Genomic DNA, 23,237 nt, shown 5'->3' with positions numbered 1-23,237 from the left:
TGTCACGGCTCGTCCCCTCCTCTCCCGTCCGGCCGGTCGGGATGTCCTGTGCCGCCGAGTCTAGGCGCGCCCACTGACAACACCGCTGACCTGCGCGGACGCGGGAGACGGACGCGGGAGACGGACGCGGCAGGGTCGGGTCGGGTCAGCGCGTCCAGCGGCCCCGGTCCGACGCGTAGCCGTACTCCGGCCGCCCCGGGGCCGCGCTGGTGCGCAGCGGGCGGCCGCCGTCGTCGATGCGCAGGGTGCCGGAGCCGGCCGGCCCGCTCCACCGCAGGTCGAGGGACCAGTCGCAGTCGCAGCCGGTGGTGGTGGCCTCGATCCGCAGGACGACGGGCTCGGACGCCGAGACCCGCATGGGAAAGGCCGGGGCCGGGAGGGCGCCGTTCTCGTCGCCCCCGGCGACGGGCCGGGCCACGGGCCGCGGCGCGTCCAGGTTCACCGCGTAGACGGCCGGGGTGAGCGCGCCGCCGCAGCCCTGTGCCATCCGGTAGACGTTCCACTTGGGCGGGGTGCGGCGGGCGCCCATCCGTACGTCGAGACCCTCCAGCACCACGGCCCCCGGGTCCGCGCCGTGCACGGTGACCTCCAGGATCTGCGTACCGGCGTGGACGGCGCGCTGTGCGGCGGCCCAGGCGGGCGCGTCCGCCTCCACCGGCGGCGCGGGCACCGCGTCGGGGGCCCGCTCGGACAGGTAGGAGTGGTCGCACCCCAGCTGCCACACGTGGGTGCGCACCGCCGCCCGTACCGGCACGGCCGCAGGCCGTCCCGGGCCCGCGGCCGGAGGCGCGGACGGGTCCGGGAGCGGCCGCGGGGCGGTCGCGGAGCCGGGCGCGGGTGCCGAGGGCTCCGCGGAGGTCGCGCCGGACGCCGGCGCGGGTGCCGAGGGACCGGGCGGCGCGGGTACGGCCGGGGCCGACGCGGACGCCGGGGCGCCCGCCGCCCCGCCCGGCGGCGGAGTCCCCTCCGGTCCGGCCGCCGCCAGTACGGCCACGGCCACCGCTCCCGCCGTCACCCCGGCCGCGGCGGCCACCACCGCCCGCCGCCGGGACCAGGGCCGACGCGCCGCGGCCCCGGCCCGCCCGGAGCCGGCCACGACCGTACCGGCGGCCTCGCCCGCGCCGCCGCCCCCGTCCTCACCGCCGCCCACGCCACCGGCCGTACCGGCGGCGCCCGCGCGCGCGGCGGCTCCGGCCCCGCCCTCGGACCGGGCCTCGCGGCCGCCCCCGCCCGGCTCCCCGGCGCCAGCGGCCGCCGGCCCCGCCGCGGTACCGGGGGTCCCCGCACCGGCCGCCGGCGGTCCCGCGGGGTCGCGGCGGCGGGCGTCCGCCAGCAGCCAGGCCCGGTGCAGGTCCACCGCCTCGTCCCGCGAGGCCCCGCAGGCCCGCGCGAACCGGTCGACCACCGCGAACTCGGCCGGTACCGCCTCGGCGTTGCAGTAGCGGTGCAGGGTCGAGGTGCTCGTGTGCAGGGTGCGCGCGAGCGCCCCGTAGCTCAGCCCCGCGCGCCCCTTCAGCTCCCGCATCAGCCCCGCGAACCGCTCCGCCTCCCCCGTCCGCGCCCCGGCCCCCGGCCCGGTCCCCGCACCCGTCCCCGCGCCCTCGTCCACACCCACGGCGTTCCCCCGTCCCACGGCGCCGTTCCATGCGGGAGGTGTTCCCCCTGGTGACAGCACGTACGGCCGTTCCAGTGTCCCGAATCCGCCGCGATCCGTCGCCCGACACCCCGCCCCGGGGCAGGGTTCTGCCCGTACCGCAACGCACCGATGACCAACGGGGAGAACCGACCATGTTCCGACGCCCAGGCGCCTCCGCCATCCTCGCCACCGCCCTCGTCGCGGTGGCCGCCGCGCTCGTCCCGACCGCCTCGACCGCGGCCCCGGCCGCCACCGCCCCCGGCTTCGTCACCGGGGCCGACCTCCCGCAGCAGTCCGGCAACCCCTGGTCCACGGGCAAGGTCGTGAAGGGGCTGCCGGAGACCGTGCCGTTCTGTCTGACGGGCGCCCTGCCCGCGGCCGGCAGCTGGCACCGCGACTTCGTCACCGAGCTCGACACCCGCGCCGGCCAGATCTCCGTGCGGACCGCCTCCGACGCGGCCGCTGCCCGGCTCGTCACCGCCCTGGAGCGCAAGGCCGCGGCCTGCGCCGCCGACTGGCTGCGCACCAACCCGGGCGGCACCGCGTCCTGGCAGGACTACGGCCCGCTCCCGGTCGAGGAGGGGGCGCACGTCTACGGCACGCACGTCTCGGTCCCCGACTCCGAGCCGAGCGTCCACCTCTACGGGATCGGGCGGGACGGCTCCACGGTGACCGTCGTCGACTGGAGCCGCATGGGCCACCTGACCGATGCCCCGGTCGCCGGCTTCAAGAAGACGACCACGAAGGCCGTGAACCGGCTCGTTCCCTGATCAGGCCGCCCGCGACGGCCGCGGCGGCAGCGACGGCCGCCGTCGCGGCCGCCGCGGTGGGACCATGGAAGCGGGGCACCGGGGAACCGAGGCGATGCCGATGCGTTCCGGAAACGAGCCGACGACCGCCCGCAGCCCCCTGCGGCTGCGGTTGTGGCTGAGCCTGTGGGGCCTGCTGTGGGCCGCCGCGGGCACGGCGCTGTTCGTGCTGGTCGGCCGCCCCGGGTGGGCCGCGGCCTGCGCGGCGCTCGCGCTGCTGGCGGCCGTGGACCTGGTCGTGGTGGCGCGCCACATCCGCCAGGGGCCGCACTACCAGCCCGGCCGGGACGTGCCCCCGTACGAACCCCCGCACGGCCCGCGCACGCCCTGACACGACCCGCGCACGGGCCGCGACGGGGTGCGGGCCGCGACCGGGTGCCGGGTCAGTCCTCGAAGCGGGCCGCCGCCAGGTAGTCGGGCTGCGGGTCGAGGGCCGCGGCGAGCCGGAAGTGCTTGCGGGCCTGCTCGGGGTGGCCGGAGCGCTCGTGCGTGCGGGCCAGCGCGAAGTGCGCGAAGGCGTTGTCCGGCTCGCGCTCCAGTACCAGCTCGAACTCCAGCTCGGCAGGGCGCAGTTGGGCCGCCGCGAAGAAGGCCCGGGCGCGCAGCAGGCGGGCCGCCGTGTTCTCCGGATGGGCGGCTATCACCGAGTCGAGGAGCTTGACCGCACCGCGCGGATCCCGCGCGGCGAGCAGCTGCTCGGCGGCCCGGTAGTCGATGACGTGCGTTTCCGGGCTCGCCGAACCGGACGACCCGGACGACGAGGAGGAGGACGACGACGGGGACGAGGACGGCGGCGTGGTGTCGGACACGTTCACTTCCTTCCCTCTCAGGACGCCTTCAACGCCCCTGCCCGCATCGGCTATTCCACGGACGCGTCCGCCGCCCGCGCGACGAGGTCCTTCCACACCGCGCGCACCTGGTGCTCCAGCGCCTCCAGCGGTCCGTCGTTGTCGATGACGAGCGTCGCCACCGCCAGCCGCTGTTCCCGGGTGGCCTGGGCGGCCATCCGGGCCCGCGCCTCGCCCTCGGTCATGCCGCGCCGCCCGACGAGGCGGGCGAGCTGGGTGCCGGGGGCGGCGTCCACGACGACGACCAGGTCGTAGAGGGGTGCGAGGCCGTTCTCCGCCAGCAGCGGTACGTCGTGCACCACGATCGCGTCGGGCCCGGCGGCGGCCTCCAGCTCTGCGGAGCGGGCCCCGACCAGCGGGTGCACGATCGCGTTCAGGACGCGCAGCTTCTCCGGGTCCGCGAAGACGAGCGAACCGAGCTTCGGCCGGTCGAGCGTCCCGTCGGCGGTCAGCACCGACGCCCCGAACGCGGCCACGACGGCGTCGAGCCCGGGCGTGCCCGGCTCGACGACCTCGCGTGCGATCCGGTCGGCGTCCACGACGACCGCTCCGTACCCCGCCAGCAGCCGCGAGACCTCGCTCTTGCCCGCGCCGATCCCGCCCGTCAGTCCTACTTTCAGCATGCCCGCAGCCTAGACCGGCACGGCGACCGTCCCACAGCCCCCTCCCGGCCCTTTCGCCGTCGCCCGCCCGCTCGGCCCGGCGGCACGGGCCGGCGGGGTACCGGTCGGCGGGGTTCCGGTCAGCGGTGCGTCAGTTCTCGCCCTCGCGCTCGGCCAGGAACTTCTCGAACTCTCGGCCGATCTCGTCCGCCGAAGGGATCTCGGCCGGCTCGGCCATCATGTTGCCGCGGGTCTCGGCGCCCGCGGCCGCGTCGTACTGGTGCTCAAGGCCCTGGACCAGCGCGACCAGTTCCTCGTCGCCCTCGCGGATCTGCCGGTCGATCTCGGTCTGGGTCCGGTGGGCCTCGGTGCGCAGGGCGTGGGCCACGGCGGGCAGGACCAGACCGGTCGCGGCCGTGATCGCCTCCAGCACGGTCAGCGCCGCGTCCGGGTACGGGGAGCGGGCCACGTAGTGCGGTACGTGCGCGGCGACGCCCAGCACGTCGTGCCCGGCCTGGGCCAGCCGGAACTCCACCAGCGACTCGGCGCTCCCGGGCACCTGCGCCTCTTCGAAGGGGCTGCGGTGGCCGGGCATGAGGTCGGTGCGGTTGCCGTGCGGGGTGATGCCGACGGGCCGGGTGTGCGGGACGCCCATGGGGATGCCGTGGAAGTTGACCGAGAGCCGGACCCCGAGGCGCTCGACGATCTGCCGGACGGCGACGGTGAACCGCTCCCACTCCACGTCCGGCTCCGGGCCGGAGAGCAGCAGGAAGGGCGCGCCGGTGGCGTCCTGGACCAGCCGGACCTCCAGCCGGGGCTCCTCGAACGCCGTCCAGTGGTCGCGCTGGAACGTCAGCAGCGGGCGCCGGGCCCGGTAGTCCACCAGCCGGTCCGCGTCGAAGCGGGCCACGACCTGGTGGGGCAGGGTGTCCAGCAGCCGCTCGACGATCTGCTCGCCGGCCTCACCCGCGTCGATGTACCCCTCGAAGTGGTACAGCATGACCAGTCCGGCCGAGTCCTGGGCCAACGCCAGGTCGGCCACCGCCAGGCCCTTGGCGTCCCATTCGTACAAACCCTGTGGATCAAGCACCGTCACCACTCCTCCTCGCCGCGTTCCCTCGCAAGAACGTCCAAGGAAGCGCCGCCATTCCCCAGTTGGCCGCTTTCACGAGAACGGGGGCGATCAGCCGGACGCGGCGGTCCGGACACAGCGGCAAGGCCCGCCCCCTGAGGGGACGGGCCTTGCCGTTCACTGCTGTTCAGCTCTGCCCGCACCGGAGTGCGGAGCGCACTGCGATCAGCTCTGGCCGCCGGCCAGCTTCTCGCGGAGCGCGGCCAGGGCCTCGTCCGACGCCAGGGCGCCGGAGGTCTCGTCCGACTCCGAGGAGTACGAACCACCCGAGATGCCCGCACCGGCGCTGACACCGGCGGCCGGGGCGGCAGCGCCCTCGGCAGCGGCGGCCTCGTCGGCCTCGCGGCTCTTGATGACCTGGGCCTGGTGCTGCTCGAAGCGCTGCTGCGCCTCGGCGTACTGGGTCTCCCAGGCCTCGCGCTGCTTGTCGAAGCCCTCGAGCCAGTCGTTGGTCTCGGGGTCGAAGCCCTCGGGGTAGATGTAGTTGCCCTGGTCGTCGTAGGACGCGGCCATGCCGTACAGGGTCGGGTCGAACTCGACCGACGCCGGGTCGGCACCGAAGGACTCGTTGGCCTGCTTCAGGGACAGCGAGATCCGGCGACGCTCAAGGTCGATGTCGATGACCTTGACGAAGATCTCGTCGTTGACCTGGACGACCTGCTCCGGGATCTCCACGTGGCGCTCGGCCAGCTCGGAGATGTGGACCAGGCCCTCGATGCCCTCGTCGACGCGGACGAACGCACCGAACGGAACGAGCTTGGTGACCTTGCCCGGGACGACCTGACCGATCTGGTGGGTCCGGGCGAACTGCTGCCACGGGTCTTCCTGCGTCGCCTTCAGCGACAGGGAGACGCGCTCGCGGTCCATGTCGACGTCGAGGACCTCGACGGTGACTTCCTGGCCGACCTCGACAACCTCGGACGGGTGGTCGATGTGCTTCCAGGACAGCTCGGAGACGTGCACGAGACCGTCGACGCCGCCCAGGTCCACGAAGGCACCGAAGTTGACGATCGAGGAGACGACGCCGGAGCGGACCTGACCCTTCTGCAGGGTGGTGAGGAACGTCTGGCGAACCTCGGACTGGGTCTGCTCAAGCCAGGCGCGGCGGGACAGGACCACGTTGTTGCGGTTCTTGTCCAGCTCGATGATCTTCGCCTCGAGCTCCTTGCCCACGTAGGGCTGGAGGTCGCGGACGCGACGCATCTCGACGAGAGAGGCCGGCAGGAAGCCGCGGAGGCCGATGTCGAGGATGAGACCACCCTTGACGACCTCGATGACGGTACCGGTGACGATGCCGTCTTCTTCCTTGATCTTCTCGATGGTGCCCCAGGCACGCTCGTACTGAGCGCGCTTCTTCGAGAGGATCAGGCGGCCTTCCTTGTCCTCCTTCTGGAGGACCAGGGCCTCGATCTCGTCGCCGACCTTGACGACCTCGTTCGGGTCGACGTCGTGCTTGATCGAGAGCTCGCGGCTCGGGATGACACCTTCGGTCTTGTAACCGATGTCGAGGAGAACCTCGTCCCGGTCAACCTTGACGATGACGCCGTCGACGATGTCGCCATCGTTGAAGTACTTGATCGTCTCGTCGATCGCCGCGAGGAACGCGTCCGCGTCGCCGATGTCGTTGACCGCAACCTGCGGAGTGGTGGCGGTGGTCTCGGTGCTGCTCGTCATGTGGGAAAGGGCTCCGGTTACGGACAGAAAGTCGTAGGTACTGCTACGCCGGGAGCCCTTATCGGCATCTGCCGAAGCCGGACAGCCAAGGAGACCCCCAGTCCGCACGGAGCGTAGGGGCCTCGAAAACCGAGGGGACCTCAACAAATACAAGCGCAGCCTGCTAGGTCTGAGGAGCACAGGCTCGCAGCGCAACTTGTAGCATACGGGGGCAGCCGGACAGGGTCAATGCGCGAAGGCGCACACCCCGGGCGGATCGCCTCATATCCGGCACAATTCGTAGGCAGGGGCGCCCCGATGGGGTTTTCCCGCCGTGTTCCGCGGACATCCGCGGACGCCTACGTCCACCGACATTCGCAGACTACGACGACGGGCCCCATGAACCAAGAGGACTACGCCCCCGAAGAACCGTACGAAGCCGGTCCGGGCCCGGAGGACGACGCCGAGGCCACGCGGCGTGACGCCGGGGAAGCGGAGAGCAGCCGCGCCAGCCGCGGCTGGTGGGACCGCAACGCCGACGAGTACCAGAGCGACCACGGCGCGTTCCTCGGCGACGACCGCTTCGTGTGGGGCCCCGAGGGGCTCGACGAGGCCGACGCCGCCCTCCTCGGCCCGGCCGCCTCGCTCCGCGGCAGGGACGTGCTGGAGATCGGCGCGGGCGCCGCCCAGTGCTCCCGCTGGCTGGCCGCGCAGGGCGCCCGTCCCGTCGCCCTGGACCTCTCGCACCGCCAGCTCCAGCACGCGCTGCGGATCGGCGGCGGCGTGCCGCTGGTCGAGGCCGACGCCGGGCGGCTGCCGTTCCGCGACGCCTCCTTCGACCTGGCCTGCTCGGCGTACGGGGCCGTCCCCTTCGTCGCCGACCCGGTGAACGTGATGCGCGAGGTGCACCGGGTGCTGCGGCCGGGGGGCCGCTGGGTCTTCTCCGTCACCCATCCCCTGCGCTGGGCCTTCCCGGACGAGCCGGGGCCCGAGGGGCTGTCGGTCAGCGCCTCGTACTTCGACCGGACCCCGTACGTGGAGCAGGACGAGCGGGGCCGCGCCGTGTACGTCGAGCACCACCGCACGCTCGGGGACCGGGTCCGCGACGTGGTGGCCGGCGGCTTCCGGCTGGTGGACCTGGTCGAGCCCGAGTGGCCCGCCTGGAACAGCCAGGAGTGGGGCGGCTGGTCCCCGCTGCGCGGCAACCTGATCCCCGGCACCGCGATCTTCGTCTGCGAGCGGGACTGACCGTGGCCCCCACCCCGCGCACCGCCGCCCTCGACGCCCTTCCCGTTCGGGAGGCCGTGCCCGCGCTCGTCGCCGCGCTGGACGGCCACGGGTGCGCCGTCCTGTGCGCCCCGCCGGGCACCGGCAAGACCACGCTGGTGCCGCTGGTCCTGGCCGGGCTGGTGGGCGGCGGCCCGCGCCGCCGGGTCCTCGTCGCCGAGCCCCGGCGGATCGCCGCCCGGGCCGCGGCGCGGCGGATGGCCTGGCTGCTGGGCGAGGAGGCCGGCGGCGCGGTGGGCTTCACGGTGCGCGGGGAGCGGGTGGCGGGCCCGTCGACCGTGGTGGAGGTGGTCACCACGGGCGTGCTGCTCCAGCGGCTCCAGCGGGACCAGGAGCTGGCGGGCGTGGACGTGGTGGTGCTGGACGAGTGCCACGAACGGCACCTGGACGCCGACACCGTGGCCGCCTTCCTGCTGGACGTGCGGGAGACCCTGCGGCCGGAGCTGCGGCTCGTGGCGGCCTCGGCGACGACCGACGCGGCGGGCTGGGCCCGGGTGCTGGGCGGTGCGCCGGTGGTGGAGGCCCCGGGGGTGTCGTACCCGGTGGAGACGGTGTGGGCGCCGCCGGCCCGCCCGGTGCGGCCGCCGCACGGGATGCGGGTGGATCCCGCGCAGCTGGCGCACGTGGCCGCGGTGGTGCGCAGGGCGCTGGCCGAGCGGGACGGGGACGTGCTGTGCTTCCTGCCCGGCGTCGGGGAGATCGCCCGGGTCGCGGGGCAGTTGGGCGGGGTGGACGCGGAGGTGCTCCAGGTGCACGGCCGGGCGCCGGCGGCGGTGCAGGACGCGGCGCTGACGGCCTCCGCGCGCCGCAGGGTGATCCTCGCGACGGCCGTCGCGGAGTCGAGCCTGACGGTGCCGGGCGTCCGGGTGGTGGTGGATTCGGGCCTGGCGCGCGAGCCCCGGGTGGACCACGCGAGGGGGCTGGGCGCGCTGGCGACCGTGCGGGCCTCGCGCGCGGCGGGGCGCCAGCGGGCGGGGCGGGCCGGGCGCGAGGCGCCGGGCGCGGTGTACCGCTGCTGGACGGAGGCGGAGGACGTGCGGCTGCCGTCCTTCCCGGCGCCGGAGATCCGTGTCGCGGACCTGGCGCAGTTCGCCCTGCAGGCCGCGTGCTGGGGCGATCCGGACGCGGCCGGGCTGGCGCTGCTCGATCCGCCGCCGGCCGGGGCGATGGCCGCGGCGCGCGAGGTGCTGGTGGCGGTGGGCGCGGTGGATCCCGAAGGGCGCCCGACGGCGCGCGGGCAGCGGATGGCCCGGCTGGGACTGCACCCGCGGCTGGCCCGGGCCCTGCTGGACGGGGCTGCGGCCCTGGGCGGGCGCCGGGCGGCGGAGCTGGTGGCGCTGCTGAGCGAGGAGCCGCCGCGGGAGTACGGGGACGACCTGGCGGCGGCCTGGCGGCAGGCGCGCCGGGGCGCGGACGGCTACGCGGCCCGCTGGCGCGCGGAGTCCCGCCGCCTGGAGCGCGCGGCCGGCGGCCCCGGGGGCCGCCCGGCCGACGGTACGGGTCGGGCCTCCGCGCGGGTGTCCGGGCCCGGTGACGACGCGGCGGCCGGGCTCGTCGCGGCGCTGGCGTTCCCCGAGCGCCTGGCCAGGGCCCGGGGCGAGGGGGCCTTCCTGATGGCGTCCGGGACCGGGGCGGAGCTCGGCGAGGGCTCGGCGCTGCGCCGTGCGCCGTGGCTGGCGGTGGCGGTCGCGGACCGGCCCCCGCACTCCGCGTCCGCGCGCGTGCGGCTGGCCGCGGCGGTCGACGAGGAGACCGCCCTGGCGGCCGCCGCGCACCTGCGCACGGACGTCGAGGAGGTGCGCTGGGAGGACGGCGGCCTCACCGCCCGGACGGTGCGCCGGCTCGGTGCGGTCGAGCTCGACGCGCGCCCGCTGCGCGACCCCGATCCGGCGCTGGTGCGGGCGGCGCTGCTCGACGGGCTCCGCACCGAGGGGCTGGGCCTGCTGCGCTGGTCGCCGGAGGGGGCGGCGCTGCGGGACCGGCTCGGTTTCCTGCACCGGACGCTGGGCGGGGGCTGGCCGGACGTGGCGCGGGACGACGCCCTGCTGGACCGGGCCGACGACTGGCTGGAGCCCGAGCTGTCCCGGGCCCGGCGCCGCGCGGACCTGGGGCGGATCGACGCGGCGCAGGCGCTGAAGCGGCTGCTGCCCTGGGCGACCGGGGAGGCGGCGCGGCTCGACGGGCTGGCGCCGGAGCGGATCGAGGTGCCGAGCGGCTCGCGGGTCCGGGTGGACTACTCGGGGGAGCAGCCGGTGCTGGCCGTGAAGCTCCAGGAGCTGTTCGGGCTGGCCGAGACGCCGCGGGTGGCGGGGGTGCCCGTACTGGTCCACCTGCTGTCCCCCGCCGGGCGGCCCGCGGCCGTCACCGCGGACCTGGCGTCCTTCTGGCGGGACGGCTACCGCGCCGTCCGGGCGGAGCTGCGCGGCCGCTACCCGAGGCATCCGTGGCCCGAGGACCCGGCCGCGGCCGAGCCCACCCGGCACACCAACGCGCGGCTCAGGCGCTGAGCGGGCCGGCCGCGGGCGCGGGCCCGTCGTGGGGCGGGCGGCGGCGGCCGCGGGCCTCCAGCCACAGGGCCAGCCCGAGCAGGACGAGCCCGCCGGCCGCGAGCCCGGCGGGGGCGTAGGTGTGGAGGGCGAGGACCATCGTCCGGTTGGCCTTGACCAGGGCGACGGTGTGGTCGCTGTAGTCCTCGCGCATCTTCACGTGCCCGGCGAAGGCGGTGATCCTGCCGTCGGGGGCGCTCGCGGCGAACCCGCCGCGCATCTCCTGCTGGATCTCCTGCTCGGCGTTGACCGGCGCGCCGGTCACCGGGTCGACCCAGAACATGGCCTTGGTCGTGTACCAGAGGCTGGTGCCGGTGGTGGCTTCGAGGGTCGTCGGGTCGATGCCCTCGATCGGCATCTTCTTGGGCATGGGGACCTTGGTCCAGGGGACGGTCTGCTCGAAGTAGTAGACGTCCATGCCCTTGAAGGTGCGCGGTCCGACGTAGTGGATCGGCGAGGAGGTGCGGGTCTGCGCGTCGAAGTACAGGTAGTCGCGCGGTTCGGTGAAGAACGGCCACTTGAACTCGATGCCCTCGCGCTTGACGGGGTCCCCGTCGACCATCTCGCCGGTGGCGTGCACCGGGTCCTGGGTGTGGGCGTCGAAGATGTAGCGCTCGGGTATCTGGGAGACCATCCTGCCGTCCGGGCCGATGATGTAGGACAGGGTGTCCCAGACGACGACGTCCCGGCCCGCGCTCGCCTCGATCTGCCGGGACGCCTCCACGTTGCCCTTGAGGGTCTGGACGATGGTGACCTTGTCGACCTTCTTGGGCTTCATTCCGTCGAGGTAGTCGATGAGGGTGGCGTCCTTGGCCTCCAGCACCACCTCCTGGTACTGGTTGGGCGGGATCTTGGCCAGCCTGGGGTACGCGTACCAGCGCAGCAGTGGCGCGAGGGCCGCGCAGAAGACGGCCAGGGCCACCAGGACAAGGCTCGCTCTGCGTCGCATCGCCGGGCCCTCCTCTACTTTCCGGGCGCGGGGGGCGCGGTGGTGAGCAGGGGCCTGGGGGAGGTCTTGCCCTCGGGCGCCCCGAACGCCGTGACGGCGAGGACGAGGAGCACCGCGAGGGCGAGCCCGCTGGCGGCGGCGATGAACGGGCGCATGCCGGGCCTCCGGAATCTGATTGGGCGTCAGGGCGGAGGCACCGTAGCAACGCGGGGCCGAGATGAGAACCGTCCGGCCGGCGGATCGGTGCAACGGCCAGGGCGGGCGCGGCGGCCGGGGCCGTCGGGCGCCGCCCGGGGAGGCCGGCCGGGTCGCGCGCCCGCACCGGCCTCCCGGGTCGCCCTACGCGTCGCCGGCGTCGCCGGAGTTCCTCGTGCCGCGGCGGCGGCGCTTCTCGGAGCGGCGCAGCAGTTCGCCCGCGGCGAGGGTGGCGGTGGACACGCCTCGGACCCAGCGGGGGCCGCCGCGTGCGGCCCACACCACGCACACGCAGCCTCCGACTACGAGCGCCAGGACGCCGGCCACGATCAGAACGGTCATCTTCCCCACCCCTGTGTTCGTCTGTGTTCGTCTGTGTTCGTCTGGATCCTTCCCTGCGCGGGTATCCGTCCATGCCCGTCCGTACGCGCCCGTGAACGTGTCGTCCCCGCGCGAGCCGCGTCCGCGTGCGGCGGCCGCCCCGGGCGCACAGACTCGGAGGGAGAGGAAGCACTCCGCCTCACCCGTCGAGGGGGCGCCATGAAGACGCGGCCGCGCGCCGTACGCCGCCTGTCACCGGCCGTCTGCGCGGCCGCCGCCCTGCTGCTGTTCACGGGCACCGCCACCACGGCCGCTTCCGCTTCCGTGCGGCAGGTCGGTGCGGGCGAGGTCCTGGCGCTGGTCGACGCGGAGCGGGCGAGGGCGGGGTGTCCGGCGCTGGTGGTGGCTCCCGCGCTGACCCGGGCCGCGCAGACCCAGGCCGACGACATGTTCCAGAACAACCTCACCGGGCACATCGGGTCCGACGACTCGACCCCGCGGTTCCGGCTGGAGCGCGTGGGCTACGCCTGGCGCGCCTATGGCGAGAACGTCTCCGGCCCCGGGTACGAGAACGCCCGGGAGCACGTCGCGGCCTGGATGTCGGACCCCCGGAGCCGGCACACCCTCCTGCACTGCGGCTTCACGGAAACCGGCGTCGCGGTGTCCGGCGACCGCGTGGTCCAGCTCTTCGCGGCGCCCCGCTAGCGGGCGCCGCCGGTGGGCCGCGGAGAAGCCGTCGGTTCGGGCTTCGGTTCGGGCGTCGGCTTCGGCTTCGCGGTCGGCTTCGCCGGCGTGGTCGCACCGGGCGATGCGGTGGGGGTGGGCGATGCGGTGGGGGTGGGGGTGGGCGTCGGGGTCGGCGTAGGCGTCGGGGTCGGCGTAGGCGTCGGGGTCGGCGTGGGCGTGGGGGTCGGCGTGGGCGTGGGGTCCGGCGTGGGCGTGGGGGTCGGGTCAGGCGTGGGGGTCGGCGGCGGGGTCGTGGGGGGCTTCGGGGAGGGTGTGGGCGCCGGGGGCTTCGTCGGAGCCGGGGTCGGTGCGGGGGTCGGTGCCGGGGTCGGTGCGGGGGTCGGCATCGGGCGGGGTGCCGGCGTCGCGGGGGTCGGGCCCGGGCCCGTGGCGTCGGGGACCTCGCGCGTGCCGTTCAGGTAGTACGCGAACCAGGACCGTACGGTCCGCAGGTACGCGGTGGACTGGTTGTACGAGAGCACGGCCCGGTCCAGGTCCGCCGGCACCCGCAGGTCGCGGGTGCCCGCACACAGGTAGCGGCCGGCGGCGAGGGCCGCGTCGTGCACGTTGTTCGGGTTGCGCCTGCCGTCGCCGTCCGCGTCCTGGCCCCAGGCCGCCCACGTGGACGGGATGAACTGCATGGGGCCGACCGCCCGGTCGTAGCGGGCGTCGCCGTCGTACGCCCCGCCGTCCGTGTCGGAGATGTTCGCGAAGCCGTTGCCGTCCAGCACCGGTCCCAGGATCGGCCGCAGCGTGGTCCCGGAGGCGTCGACCCGGCCGCCGCGCGCCTGGCCCGACTCCACCTTGCCGATCGCCGCCAGCAGTTGCCAGCGCAGCCCGCACCCGGGGTCGCTCTGCGCCACCCGGCGCTCGGCGGCCCGGTACGCGGCGAGCACGCTCGCCGGTATACCCCGCGCGCCCTCGCCCGCGCCCGTGGCGATCTGCCCGGATTCCGCGCCGCTCCCGGTCGCCGGCTGCCCGCTCACCGCGCCCTGCCCGGTCGCCGCGTCCGCCGCCGTTGGCGGGAGGAGCGGCTCGGGGGAGGCCAACGGGGGCAGCTCGGTGAAGTAGGAGGAGTCGCCACCGGAGCCCTCGGGCTCGGGGGCGGGCCGCGCACCGGCCTCTGCGGCCGTCGCGAGCCGGTCGGCACGCGCCGCGCCCGGCCCCTGCGAGGCCGTCACCGCGGCGATCACCAGAGCGGACACCAGGGCGGCGGCGCCGCCCCTGCGCAGCCTGGGTCCGCGTATTCGAACCGCCATGAGCTGGGCCCCTCCCCCTCGACGTCCGCGTGACCCTACGTCAGTTCGCCGCGGGGAGCACGTACGGGCGGGCCGATTTCACCACATCCCCACGTCCCTGCGCAGGTCACGCATACTGTCCGGACCCTTCGGGCGCATTGGCCCGAAGTAAGGGAGCGCCGTCCCGCCGTCCCGGCCGGCTCCGGCCCGTTCCGGGCCCGCACCCGCCGGCACCGCGCGTCCGAACACCGCGCGTCCGACCCCGAGGACGTCCGACACCGAGGAGAGGTGCCATGCCGTTCACTCTCAGCCATGCGGCCGCCGTCCTGCCCGTGATCCGCCGGACCGGCCGTGCGCGGGGGCCGCTGGTGACCTCGGCGCTGGTCCTGGGGTCGTTCGCGCCGGACACCTTCTACTTCGCGGACGCGGTCGTCGAGGGGGTGAGGGGGTACGGCGACTTCACGCACACCCCGTGGGGCGTGGTCACGGCGGACGCCGTGCTCACCGCCGCTCTCGTGGCGTGCTGGCTGCTGCTGCGCGAACCGCTGGTCGCACTGGTGCCGCGGGGCCTGCGGGGCCGGGCGTACGCGTTCGTGCGCGGCGAGCGGTGGGGCGCGCGGGCGGGCGGCCGACGGGGGCGCCGACTGCCGTCGCTGGCACTGTGGTTCTACCTGTCGGCGGTGACCGGTTCGTTCACGCACGTTGTCTGGGACGGCTTCACGCACCTGGACCGCTGGGGCACGAGGGCGCTGCCGGGGCTCGTCGAGCCGCTCGCCCTCGGCCTGCCGCTCTACTCGTACCTCCAGTACGGCACCTCGGCGGTGGCGGCCTGCGCGCTGCTCTGGTTCACGGTGACCGCTCTGCGCCGGCCGCCGGCGGCCCCGGCTCCGGCGTCCGTCCCGGTGCTGTCCCGTAGGGAACTGCTCGGCGCTGCGGCCCTGTTCGCGCTCTGCGTGACGGCCGGGGTCACGCTGCGCGTGATCCGTTTCTTCACGTTCTTCGACCGTGTCGACACCCCGCTCGACATCATCCCGACGGTCTGCTTCGGCGCGGGCGGCGGCCTCGCCGTGGCCCTGCTGCTGTACGGGGTCCTGGTCCGGCTGCGCCACCGCCGCGACGGGGACCGCGACGACGACGGCGACGATCGGGTGGACGGACACGCGCCGACGCCCGTCCCCGCCGTGCGGCGGGGGCGGGCGTCGGGGGTCTGACGGGGATCAGTGCGCGGCGGACTCCCAGTCGGGGCCGACGCCCACGGACACGTCCAGCGCGGCCCGCAGCTCCACGGCGGCGCCCATCTCCCGGCGCACCAGCTCCTCCACCCGCTTCCGCTCGCCCGGGGCGATCTCCAGCACGATTTCGTCGTGGACCTGGAGCAGCATCCGCGAGGACAGCCCGGCCTCGGTGAGCGCCTTGTCCACGCGGAGCATGGCGACCTTGACGATGTCGGCGGCCGTGCCCTGGATGGGGGCGTTGAGGGCCATCCGCTCGGCGGCCTCGCGGCGCTGGCGGTTGTCGCTGTTGAGGTCGGGCAGGTAGCGGCGGCGGCCGAAGACGGTGGCCGTGTAGCCGGTGGCGCGGGCCTCGTCGACCACGCGCTGGAGGTAGTCGCGGACCCCGCCGAACCGCTCGAAGAAGGTCTCCATCAGACCGCGCGCCTCGGCGGGCTCGATGTTCAGCTGCTGGGCGAGGCCGAAGGCGGACAGGCCGTACGCGAGGCCGTAGGACATGGCCTTGATCTTGCGGCGCATCTCGGCGTCGACCTGGGACCGCTCCACCCCGAAGACCTGCGAGGCGACGGTGGTGTGCAGGTCCTCGCCGGTCGCGAAGGCCTCGATCAGGCCCTCGTCCTCGGAGAGGTGGGCCATGACGCGCAGCTCGATCTGGCTGTAGTCGGCGGTCATGAGGGATTCGTAGCCCTCGCCGACGACGAACCCGCGGCGGATCGCGCGGCCCTCGTCGGTGCGCACCGGCACGTTCTGCAGGTTGGGGTCGGTGGAGGAGAGGCGTCCGGTCGCGGCGACGGTCTGGCTGAAGCTGGTGTGCACCCGGCCGTCGGTGGCGATGGTCTTGACCAGGCCCTCGACGGTGACGCGCAGCTTGGCCTGTTCCCGGTGGCGCAGCATGATCACCGGCAGGTCGTGGTCGGTCTGGGTGGCCAGCCAGGCCAGGGCGTCCGCGTCCGTGGTGTAGCCGGTCTTGGTCTTCTTGGTCTTCGGCAGGTCGAGCTCGCCGAAGAAGACCTCCTGGAGCTGCTTGGGCGAGCCGAGGTTGAACTCGTGGCCGACGGCCGCGTGGGCCTCCTTCACGGCCTGCTGCACGGCGCCCGCGAACTGCTGCTCCATGGCTTCGAGGTGGTCGCGGTCGGCGGCGATGCCGGCCCGCTCCATCCGGGCGAGCAGCTCGGAGGTCGGCAGTTCCATGTCGTGGAGCAGCTCGACGGCGCCGACCTCGGCGAGCTTGTCGGTGAAGGCCTCGCCCAGGTCGAGGACGGCGCGGGCCTGCGCCATGAGCGCCTCCGCCTCGGCCGTGTCGTCCGCGCCGAAGGCCAGCTGGCCGTCGGCGGCGGCGGGGGCCAGCTCGCGGTGCAGGTACTCCATGGACAGGGCGTCCAGGGCGAAGGACCGGCGGCCGGGCTTGACCAGGTAGGCGGCGAGCGCGGTGTCCATGGCGGTCCCGGCGAGGGTCCAGCCGTGCTCGGGGAAGACCCGCATCAGGGCCTTGGCGTTGTGCACGACCTTCGGGCAGGCCGGGTCGGCGGCCCAGGCCGCGAAGGCCCGCTCGTCGGCCTCGTCGACCGCGTGGGGTTCGAACCAGGCGGCGGCGCCGCCGGCCGCGGCCAGGGCGACCTCGGTGACCTTGCCCGTGCCCAGGCTCCAGCTGTCGACGGTGGCCACGCCCAGCGGTCCGCCCGCGTGGGCCTCCAGCCAGGGCGCGAGCTCGCCCGCGCCGAGCACGGAGGCGTCGAGCTCGACGCCGGGCGCCGGGGCGGGGGCCTCTTCCTCGACGGTGCCCGGGTCCACGGCCAGCAGCCGCTCGCGCAGCGAGGCGTTGCGGATCTCCAGCACGTCCAGGACGCCGAGCAGGGCGGTCCGGTCGTAGGGGAGGCGGGTCAGGTCGGCGGGGGTCCGGGGCAGCTCCACGTCCTTGACCATCTCGGTCAGGACCCGGTTCAGCTTGACGGCCTCCAGGTGGTCCCGGAAGTTCTGGCCGGCCTTGCCCTTGACCTCGTCGGCGCGCTCGACGAGCTCCGCGAACGACCCGAACTGGGTGATCCACTTGGCGGCGGTCTTCTCGCCGACGCCGGGGATGCCGGGCAGGTTGTCGGACGGGTCGCCGCGCAGCGCCGCGAAGTCCGGGTACTGCCGGGGCGTGAGTCCGTACTTCTCCTCGACCTTCTCCGGGGTGAAGCGGGTCAGCTCGGAGACGCCCTTGGTCGGGTAGAGCACGGTGGTGTGCTCGGAGACGAGCTGGAAGGAGTCGCGGTCGCCGGTGACGATCAGCACGTCGAAGCCGAGGGCCTCGGCCTGGGTGGCCAGGGTCGCGATCACGTCGTCGGCCTCGAAGCCGTCGACCGCGAAGCGCGGCACGTGCATCGCGTCGAGCAGCTCGCCGATCAGCTCGACCTGCCCCTTGAACTCGTCGGGGGTCTTGGAGCGGTTCGCCTTGTACTCGGGGAACTCCGTCGATCGCCACGTCTTGCGGGAGACGTCGAACGCCACCGCGAAGTGCGTGGGCGCCTCGTCGCGCAGCGTGTTCGCCAGCATCGACGCGAAGCCGTAGATGGCGTTGGTCGGCTGGCCGGACGCGGTCGTGAAGTTCTCCGCGGGCAGCGCGAAGAACGCCCGGTACGCCAGGGAGTGCCCGTCCATGAGCATCAGGCGGGGGCGGTCCGCTGCGGTCGGCTGGTCGGTCTTCTTCGAAACTGTCTCTGCCACGCCCCCGATCCTAGGCGCCCCCGCTGACAAATCCGGCGTCGGCGATGTCCGCGGTACGTGACAGGATCGGACGGGTACGCGATGTGCTCGCGCGGACCGGACGTGTACGCGCAGACAGCTCGAAGGAGAGCGACATGGCCGCCAAGCCGCCCGCAGGTGATCCGGTACAGGACGCGCCGCAGGTCGCGCCGCCGAAGCACGCGGCGGCCGGGCTGCCCGCGATCGGGCACACGCTGAGGATCGCGCAGCAGCAGATGGGGCTGGCCCGTACCGCCCGCACCCTGCTCAAGGTCAACCAGAAGGACGGCTTCGACTGCCCGGGCTGCGCCTGGCCGGAGGGCGACGAGCGGCACACGGCCGAGTTCTGCGAGAACGGCGCCAAGGCGGTCGCGGAGGAGGCCACGCTGCGCCGGGTGACCCCGGAGTTCTTCGCCGCGCACCCGCTCGACGACCTGGCCGGCCGCTCCGGCTACTGGCTGGGACAGCAGGGGCGGATCACGCAGCCGATGCTGCTGGAGCGCGGGGCCCGGCCGGAGGGCGGCGCCCGCTACGAGCCGGTGAGCTGGGAGCGCGCCTTCGAGGTGATCGCCGAGGAGCTGACGGCCCTGGACTCCCCCGACGAGGCCCTCTTCTACACCTCGGGGCGCACCAGCAACGAGGCCGCGTTCCTCTTCCAGCTCTTCGCCCGCGAGTTCGGCACCAACAACCTGCCCGACTGCTCCAACATGTGCCACGAGTCCTCGGGCTCCGCGCTGAACGAGACGATCGGCATCGGCAAGGGCAGCGTCTCGCTGGAGGACCTGCACCAGGCCGACCTGATCATCGTCGCCGGTCAGAACCCGGGCACCAACCACCCCCGCATGCTCTCCGCCCTGGAGCGGGCCAAGTCCGGCGGCGCGAAGATCATTTCGGTGAATCCGCTGCCCGAGGCCGGCATGGAGCGGTTCAAGAACCCGCAGACCCCGCTCGGCATGCTCCGCGGCACCGCCCTGAACGACCTGTTCCTCCAGATCCGCATCGGCGGCGACCAGGCCCTCTTCCGGCTGCTCAACAAGCTGGTCATCGAGGCCGGCGGCGCCACCGACGAGGCGTTCATCCGCGAGCACACCCACGGGTACGAGGAGTTCGCGGCGGCCGCGCGGGAGGCCGACTGGGAGGAGACCCTCGCCGCGACCGGCCTCACCCGGCCGGAGATCGAGAGCGCCCTGGCCATGGTGCTGGCCTCGCGGCGCACCATCGTCTGCTGGGCCATGGGCCTCACCCAGCACAAGCACGCCGTCGCGACCATCCGCGAGGTCGTCAACCTGCTGCTGCTGCGCGGCGACATCGGCCGTCCCGGCGCCGGCGTCTGCCCGGTCCGCGGCCACTCCAACGTGCAGGGCGACCGCACCATGGGCATCTTCGAACGCCCCGCGCCCGCCTTCCTCGACGCCCTGGACCGCGAGTTCGGCATCACCTCGCCCCGCGCGCACGGCTTCGACGTGGTCCGCTCGATCCAGGCCCTGCGCGACGGCGAGGCCAAGGTCCTCTTCGCCATGGGCGGCAACTTCGTCGGCGCGACCCCCGACACCGAGGTCACCGAGGCCGCGATCCGCCGCGCCGCGCTGACCGTGCACGTCTCCACCAAGCTCAACCGCTCCCACGCGGTCACCGGCCGGCGGGCCCTGATCCTGCCCACCCTCGGCCGGACCGACCGGGACGTCCAGGCGAGCGGCCGCCAGGTCGTGACCGTCGAGGACTCGATGGGCATGGTCCACACCTCCCGCGGCAACCTGGCCCCGGCCGGACCGCTGCTGCTCTCCGAGCCGGCCATCGTGGCCCGGCTGGCCCGCGCCGTCCTCGGCCCGGCCTCGAAGACGCCGTGGGAGGAGTTCGAGGCCGACTACGCGGCCATCCGCGACCGGATCGCCCGCGTCGTCCCCGGCTTCGAGGACTTCAACGCCCGCGTGGCCCGCCCGGGCGGCTTCCGGCTGCCGCACGCACCGCGCGACGAGCGGCGCTTCCCCACGAAGACCGGGAAGGCCAACTTCACCGCGGCGCCCGTGGAGTACCCGCGGGTCCCGGCGGGGCGGCTGCTGCTGCAGACCCTGCGCAGCCACGACCAGTACAACACCACCATCTACGGGCTCGACGACCGCTACCGCGGGATCACCGGCGGCCGCCGCGTCGTGCTGGTCCACCCCGCCGACGCGGCCGAGCTCGGGCTCGTCGACGGCTCGTACACGGACCTGGTGAGCGAGTGGAGGGACGGCGTGGAGCGCCGCGCGCCGGGCTTCCGCGTCGTGCACTACCCGACCGCCCGGGGCTGCGCGGCCGCCTACTACCCCGAGACCAACGTGCTGGTGCCGCTCGACTCCACCGCGGACACCAGCAATACCCCGGCGAGCAAGTCCGTCGTCGTCCGCTTCGAACCGGCCTGATAGAACGACCCCAGGACAAGATGGTTAACGAACGTTGACGAACGGAGCCGGCCCATGGGCGAGCAGCACAGCGTGAAGTTCCCGCAGGACGTCCTCGACGAGTACGCGGCCCTGGGCATCGACCTGCCCAAGCTGTTCTCCGCGGGCGACCTCGGCACCCGCATGGACATCCGCATCCTGGAGGCCTCGGCCGAGCGGGTCGTGGCCACGATGCCGGTCGAGGGCAACACCCAGCCGTACGGGCTGCTGCACGGCGGTGCCTCGGCGGTGCTGGCCGAGACCCTCGGCTCGGTCGGCGCGATGCTGCACGGCGGCAGCACGAAGATCGCGGTCGGCGTGGACCTGAACTGCACCCACCACCGCGGCGCCCGCTCCGGCCTGGTCACCGGCGTGGCCACCCCGGTCCACCGCGGCCGGTCCACCACCACGTACGAGATCGTGATCAGCGACGAGCAGGACCGCCGGGTCTGCACCGCCCGCCTCACCTGCCTGCTGCGCGACGCGGGCCCGGCCGCGGCCGCCCCGGCCGGAGCCTGATCCGTACCACGGCGGGCCCGCGGCCGTGACGGCCGCGGGCCCCGGTGGGCGCCCACCGGGCAGGTAACCGCCCGGAATCCGCCACTCCGCGCGCGGTGGGGCCGCCGCCTGTTGTGTCACCGATGGTGACCGCCTACCTTCCCCTCATGGGGACCCCGCAGCGCTCCACGGTCCGGTACGCCGCCGCCCTGCTCGCGGGGCTCGTCCTGACCGGATGCTCCCGCTCCGCCCCACCCCCGGCGGCGGGCTCCGCAACGGCCTCGCCCGCCTCCTCCGCCCCTCCCTCCTCACCCGCTCGGATCTGCGCCACGCTCGTGTCGTACTGGGCGAAGGAGACCCTCAAGGGCACCAAGTGGTCCGGTCTGGACTGGGAGCAGAAGGGCCTGTCCAACGCCCAGTACGCGATCCACGAGGACGCCGTCGCCGCAGGTCGGACCGAGGAGCGAACGGCCGGGCGCGACAAGGCACTTGAGCTGATCGACCGGTTCGTCGCCGCGCGCTGCGCCGCGCAGGACGGCGCCCTCTGAGGTCCCGGCCGCCGCCACCCGCCGACGTGACGCGGGTCACCGCATTCCCGGGCGCGCTGTCCGCCTTCCGGGCACTTCGGGCCGTGCGGCCGAACCGCAGGTGAAGGGCGTTCCGGCCGTCGAAACACCCCACTTCCGGACGGGACCACCCCCTGCCGACCTTCACTCTGCGTAGTACCCACACCCCATCGAATCCCCCTTTTCCTGCGGGAATGGCAACCCGGCGGATTCCTTCGCGCACACGCAGCCACATTCGGCCGAATTTGATCCAGGACAGGAGCATGAAGCCCTCAAGCCCCTTAGGGGAACAGGTAATTCTCAGGATGCGGACATTCTTCGGCGTCGCTAAACGCCCGATCTGTCCACACTCCCGCCACACATTCCTGGCCTTGGCATAACAAGAGCGTCACATCCTCCTTTCCCCGCTCCCCGTGTTCGCCACCTCGGGCCTAGAGTCACGGCCAGTCACCGCGCCGCAGGGCGCGACCCAGCACGGCCGTGGACCTCCCAGTGCGGCCCGGCGACCCAACGGCACCTCCTCAGAGAGGGCCGCGCCAGGGAAAGGAAGAATCGTGCGACACCGTTCTTTGCTCGTCCTCACCACCGTGATCACCACGGGAGCACTGACCCTCACCGCTTGCGGATCGCGCGACGGAGGTTCGAAGGACAACGCCGACGGCAAGAAGACCGTCGTCGTCATAGGCGTCGACGCCCCGCTCACCGGATCGCTCTCCGCGCTCGGTCAGGGCATCAAGAACTCCGTGGACCTCGCGGCCAAGACGGCCAACAAGAACAACGAGGTCCCGGGCATCGAGTTCAAGGTCGAAGCCCTCGACGACCAGGCGGTCCCCGCCTCCGGTCAGGCCAACGCCACCAAACTGGTCGGCAACAAGGACGTCGTGGGCGTCGTCGGCCCGCTGAACTCCGGTGTGTCCCAGCAGATGCAGGGTGTCTTCGCCTCCGCGAACCTCGCGCAGGTCTCCCCCGCGAACACCAACCCCTCGCTCAGCCAGGGCGACAACTGGGGCAAGGGCGAGTACAAGCGCCCCTTCAAGACCTACTTCCGCACCGCCGCCACCGACGTGGTCCAGGGCAAGTTCGCCGCCCAGTACCTCTTCAAGGACGCCGGCAAGAAGAAGGTCTTCGTCGTCGACGACAAGCAGACCTACGGCGCCGGCCTGGCCGCGATCTTCTCCGACGAGTTCAAGAAGCTCGGCGGCGAGGTCGTCGGCACCGACCACGTCACCGTGAAGGAGACCGACTTCTCCTCCACCGCCGACAAGGTCAAGTCCTCCGGCGCCGACTCCGTCTACTTCGGCGGCCAGTACCCCGAGGGCGGCCTGCTCGCCGACCAGATCAAGAAGACCGGCGCCAAGATCCCCACCATGGGTGGCGACGGCATCCAGGACCCCGCCTTCATCAGCGCCTCCGGTGAGGAGAACGAGGGCGACCTCTCCACCTCCATCGGCTACCCGGTCGAGAAGCTGGACACCGCCAAGAAGTTCATCGAGGACTACAAGGCCGCCGGCTACAAGGACCCGTACGCCGCCTACGGTGGCTACTCCTACGACGCCGGCTGGGCCGTCATCCAGGCCGTCAAGGCCGTCGCCGCCGCCAACAACGGCAAGCTCCCCGCCGACTCGCGCGCCGCGGTCGTCGAGGCGCTCGGCAAGGTCTCCTTCGAGGGCGTGACCGGCAAGGTCGCCTTCGACGAGTACGGCGACACCACCAACAAGCAGCTCACGGTCTACAAGGTCGAGGGCGGCAAGTGGGTCGACGTCAAGAGCGACACCTTCAACCAGTAAGCCCGTAGTCCGGGGCGGTCCGTCCGGCCGCCCCTCCCACCCCGCTCAGAAGAACCAGCCGCGCGAGG

The 23,237-nt window shown here is 73.9% G+C and carries 20 protein-coding genes; 10 read left to right on the top strand and 10 right to left on the bottom strand.

Annotation, left to right across the window (positions count from 1 at the left end):
* Positions 1 to 145 precede the first annotated feature (145 nt).
* Positions 146 to 1,633, bottom strand: coding sequence for a helix-turn-helix domain-containing protein (locus CP968_RS35400; RefSeq protein ID WP_150520109.1), 1,488 nt, complete (start codon positions 1,631 to 1,633; stop codon positions 146 to 148).
* 155 nt (positions 1,634 to 1,788) lie between these two features.
* On the opposite strand from CP968_RS35400, the gene CP968_RS24815 reads away from it, so the two are divergent.
* Both CP968_RS24815 and CP968_RS24810 read left to right on the top strand, forming a co-directional pair.
* Positions 1,789 to 2,406, top strand: a complete 618-nt coding sequence (locus tag CP968_RS24815) for a hypothetical protein (RefSeq protein ID WP_150520108.1) — start codon at positions 1,789 to 1,791, stop codon at positions 2,404 to 2,406.
* A 100-nt stretch (positions 2,407 to 2,506) separates the two neighbouring features.
* Positions 2,507 to 2,776, top strand: coding sequence for a DUF6343 family protein (locus CP968_RS24810; protein ID WP_150520107.1), 270 nt, complete (start codon positions 2,507 to 2,509; stop codon positions 2,774 to 2,776).
* 52 nt (positions 2,777 to 2,828) lie between these two features.
* Here CP968_RS24810 and CP968_RS24805 read toward each other — a convergent pair whose 3' ends face one another.
* From CP968_RS24805 to rpsA, 4 genes are all read right to left on the bottom strand, one after another.
* A complete protein-coding gene (locus CP968_RS24805) occupies positions 2,829 to 3,161 on the bottom strand; it encodes a tetratricopeptide repeat protein (protein WP_150522103.1) in 333 nt (110 codons plus the stop codon).
* Between the two features lie 143 nt (positions 3,162 to 3,304).
* On the bottom strand, positions 3,305 to 3,916 hold the full coding sequence (gene coaE, locus CP968_RS24800) for a dephospho-CoA kinase (protein ID WP_150520106.1): 612 nt from the start codon (positions 3,914 to 3,916) through the stop codon (positions 3,305 to 3,307).
* A 130-nt stretch (positions 3,917 to 4,046) separates the two neighbouring features.
* The gene (locus CP968_RS24795; RefSeq protein WP_150520105.1) at positions 4,047 to 4,985 is read right to left on the bottom strand and encodes a PAC2 family protein; all 939 of its coding nucleotides are present in this window, start codon (positions 4,983 to 4,985) and stop codon (positions 4,047 to 4,049) included.
* Between the two features lie 207 nt (positions 4,986 to 5,192).
* Positions 5,193 to 6,701, bottom strand: a complete 1,509-nt coding sequence (rpsA, locus tag CP968_RS24790) for a 30S ribosomal protein S1 (protein WP_150520104.1) — start codon at positions 6,699 to 6,701, stop codon at positions 5,193 to 5,195.
* 378 nt (positions 6,702 to 7,079) lie between these two features.
* Between rpsA and CP968_RS24785 the strand changes: the two genes are divergently transcribed.
* Both CP968_RS24785 and hrpB read left to right on the top strand, forming a co-directional pair.
* Positions 7,080 to 7,928, top strand: coding sequence for a class I SAM-dependent methyltransferase (locus tag CP968_RS24785; protein ID WP_150520103.1), 849 nt, complete (start codon positions 7,080 to 7,082; stop codon positions 7,926 to 7,928).
* Positions 7,929 to 7,930: 2 nt separating this feature from the next.
* Entirely contained in the window at positions 7,931 to 10,474 is a 2,544-nt protein-coding gene (gene hrpB, locus CP968_RS24780; protein ID WP_150520102.1) for an ATP-dependent helicase HrpB, read from the top strand.
* On the opposite strand, the gene pgfA is transcribed toward hrpB, so the two are convergent.
* The 3 genes from pgfA to CP968_RS24765 form a co-directional block, all read right to left on the bottom strand.
* Positions 10,464 to 11,462 (bottom strand): cell envelope lipid trafficking protein PgfA, encoded by a 999-nt coding sequence (gene pgfA, locus CP968_RS24775; protein WP_150520101.1) that lies wholly within the window; start codon positions 11,460 to 11,462, stop codon positions 10,464 to 10,466. The genes hrpB and pgfA overlap by 11 nt on opposite strands.
* A 14-nt stretch (positions 11,463 to 11,476) precedes the next feature.
* Positions 11,477 to 11,617, bottom strand: coding sequence for an SPW_0924 family protein (locus CP968_RS24770; protein ID WP_150520100.1), 141 nt, complete (start codon positions 11,615 to 11,617; stop codon positions 11,477 to 11,479).
* A 184-nt stretch (positions 11,618 to 11,801) separates the two neighbouring features.
* Positions 11,802 to 11,999 carry a hypothetical protein gene (locus CP968_RS24765; protein ID WP_150520099.1) on the bottom strand — a complete coding sequence of 66 codons (198 nt, stop codon included), beginning with the start codon at positions 11,997 to 11,999 and terminating at the stop codon, positions 11,802 to 11,804.
* A 198-nt stretch (positions 12,000 to 12,197) separates the two neighbouring features.
* Here CP968_RS24765 and CP968_RS24760 point away from each other — a divergent pair, with 198 nt between their 5' ends.
* Positions 12,198 to 12,683 (top strand): CAP domain-containing protein, encoded by a 486-nt coding sequence (locus CP968_RS24760; protein WP_150520098.1) that lies wholly within the window; start codon positions 12,198 to 12,200, stop codon positions 12,681 to 12,683.
* On the opposite strand, the gene CP968_RS24755 is transcribed toward CP968_RS24760, so the two are convergent.
* Positions 12,680 to 13,963 (bottom strand): lytic transglycosylase domain-containing protein, encoded by a 1,284-nt coding sequence (locus CP968_RS24755; protein WP_150520097.1) that lies wholly within the window; start codon positions 13,961 to 13,963, stop codon positions 12,680 to 12,682. The genes CP968_RS24760 and CP968_RS24755 overlap by 4 nt on opposite strands.
* 272 nt (positions 13,964 to 14,235) lie before the next feature.
* On the opposite strand from CP968_RS24755, the gene CP968_RS24750 reads away from it, so the two are divergent.
* Positions 14,236 to 15,153, top strand: coding sequence for a DUF4184 family protein (locus CP968_RS24750; RefSeq protein ID WP_150520096.1), 918 nt, complete (start codon positions 14,236 to 14,238; stop codon positions 15,151 to 15,153).
* Positions 15,154 to 15,159: 6 nt separating this feature from the next.
* Here CP968_RS24750 and polA read toward each other — a convergent pair whose 3' ends face one another.
* Entirely contained in the window at positions 15,160 to 17,880 is a 2,721-nt protein-coding gene (polA, locus tag CP968_RS24745; RefSeq protein ID WP_150520095.1) for a DNA polymerase I, read from the bottom strand.
* Positions 17,881 to 18,014: 134 nt separating this feature from the next.
* Here polA and CP968_RS24740 point away from each other — a divergent pair, with 134 nt between their 5' ends.
* The 4 genes from CP968_RS24740 (at position 18,015) to CP968_RS24725 (ending at position 23,169) form a co-directional block, all read left to right on the top strand.
* Positions 18,015 to 20,300, top strand: a complete 2,286-nt coding sequence (locus CP968_RS24740) for an FdhF/YdeP family oxidoreductase (protein WP_150520094.1) — start codon at positions 18,015 to 18,017, stop codon at positions 20,298 to 20,300.
* 54 nt (positions 20,301 to 20,354) lie between these two features.
* Positions 20,355 to 20,837: a hotdog fold thioesterase gene (locus CP968_RS24735; RefSeq protein ID WP_150520093.1), complete on the top strand. Its 483-nt coding sequence runs from the start codon at positions 20,355 to 20,357 to the stop codon at positions 20,835 to 20,837.
* Positions 20,838 to 20,983: 146 nt separating this feature from the next.
* Entirely contained in the window at positions 20,984 to 21,364 is a 381-nt protein-coding gene (locus tag CP968_RS24730) for a hypothetical protein (protein WP_229886345.1), read from the top strand.
* A 572-nt stretch (positions 21,365 to 21,936) separates the two neighbouring features.
* Complete coding sequence (locus CP968_RS24725; RefSeq protein ID WP_150520091.1) at positions 21,937 to 23,169, top strand: branched-chain amino acid ABC transporter substrate-binding protein; 1,233 nt, start codon at positions 21,937 to 21,939, stop codon at positions 23,167 to 23,169.
* The last annotated feature ends 68 nt before the right edge of the window (positions 23,170 to 23,237 follow it).

It is taken from the genome of Streptomyces subrutilus, from assembly GCF_008704535.1.
Taxonomy (GTDB): Bacteria; Actinomycetota; Actinomycetes; order Streptomycetales; family Streptomycetaceae; genus Streptomyces; species Streptomyces subrutilus.
The sequence above is the reverse complement of the archived record's forward strand: the minus strand, read 5'-3'. Positions and strand labels throughout refer to the sequence as shown.

What these genes read in the sequence shown, in the direction of transcription:
- CP968_RS24815 (WP_150520108.1), top strand. Translation starts at nt 1,789, where the DNA reads ATGTTCCGACGCCCAGGCGCCTCCGCCATCCTCGCCACCGCCCTCGTC.
- CP968_RS24810 (WP_150520107.1), top strand. Translation starts at nt 2,507, where the DNA reads ATGCGTTCCGGAAACGAGCCGACGACCGCCCGCAGCCCCCTGCGGCTG.
- coaE (WP_150520106.1), bottom strand. Translation starts at nt 3,916, where the DNA reads ATGCTGAAAGTAGGACTGACGGGCGGGATCGGCGCGGGCAAGAGCGAG.
- rpsA (WP_150520104.1), bottom strand. Translation starts at nt 6,701, where the DNA reads ATGACGAGCAGCACCGAGACCACCGCCACCACTCCGCAGGTTGCGGTC.
- CP968_RS24785 (WP_150520103.1), top strand. Translation starts at nt 7,080, where the DNA reads ATGAACCAAGAGGACTACGCCCCCGAAGAACCGTACGAAGCCGGTCCG.
- pgfA (WP_150520101.1), bottom strand. Translation starts at nt 11,462, where the DNA reads ATGCGACGCAGAGCGAGCCTTGTCCTGGTGGCCCTGGCCGTCTTCTGC.
- CP968_RS24770 (WP_150520100.1), bottom strand. Translation starts at nt 11,617, where the DNA reads ATGCGCCCGTTCATCGCCGCCGCCAGCGGGCTCGCCCTCGCGGTGCTC.
- CP968_RS24765 (WP_150520099.1), bottom strand. Translation starts at nt 11,999, where the DNA reads ATGACCGTTCTGATCGTGGCCGGCGTCCTGGCGCTCGTAGTCGGAGGC.
- CP968_RS24760 (WP_150520098.1), top strand. Translation starts at nt 12,198, where the DNA reads ATGAAGACGCGGCCGCGCGCCGTACGCCGCCTGTCACCGGCCGTCTGC.
- CP968_RS24755 (WP_150520097.1), bottom strand. Translation starts at nt 13,963, where the DNA reads ATGGCGGTTCGAATACGCGGACCCAGGCTGCGCAGGGGCGGCGCCGCC.
- CP968_RS24750 (WP_150520096.1), top strand. Translation starts at nt 14,236, where the DNA reads ATGCCGTTCACTCTCAGCCATGCGGCCGCCGTCCTGCCCGTGATCCGC.
- CP968_RS24740 (WP_150520094.1), top strand. Translation starts at nt 18,015, where the DNA reads ATGGCCGCCAAGCCGCCCGCAGGTGATCCGGTACAGGACGCGCCGCAG.
- CP968_RS24735 (WP_150520093.1), top strand. Translation starts at nt 20,355, where the DNA reads ATGGGCGAGCAGCACAGCGTGAAGTTCCCGCAGGACGTCCTCGACGAG.
- CP968_RS24730 (WP_229886345.1), top strand. Translation starts at nt 20,984, where the DNA reads ATGGGGACCCCGCAGCGCTCCACGGTCCGGTACGCCGCCGCCCTGCTC.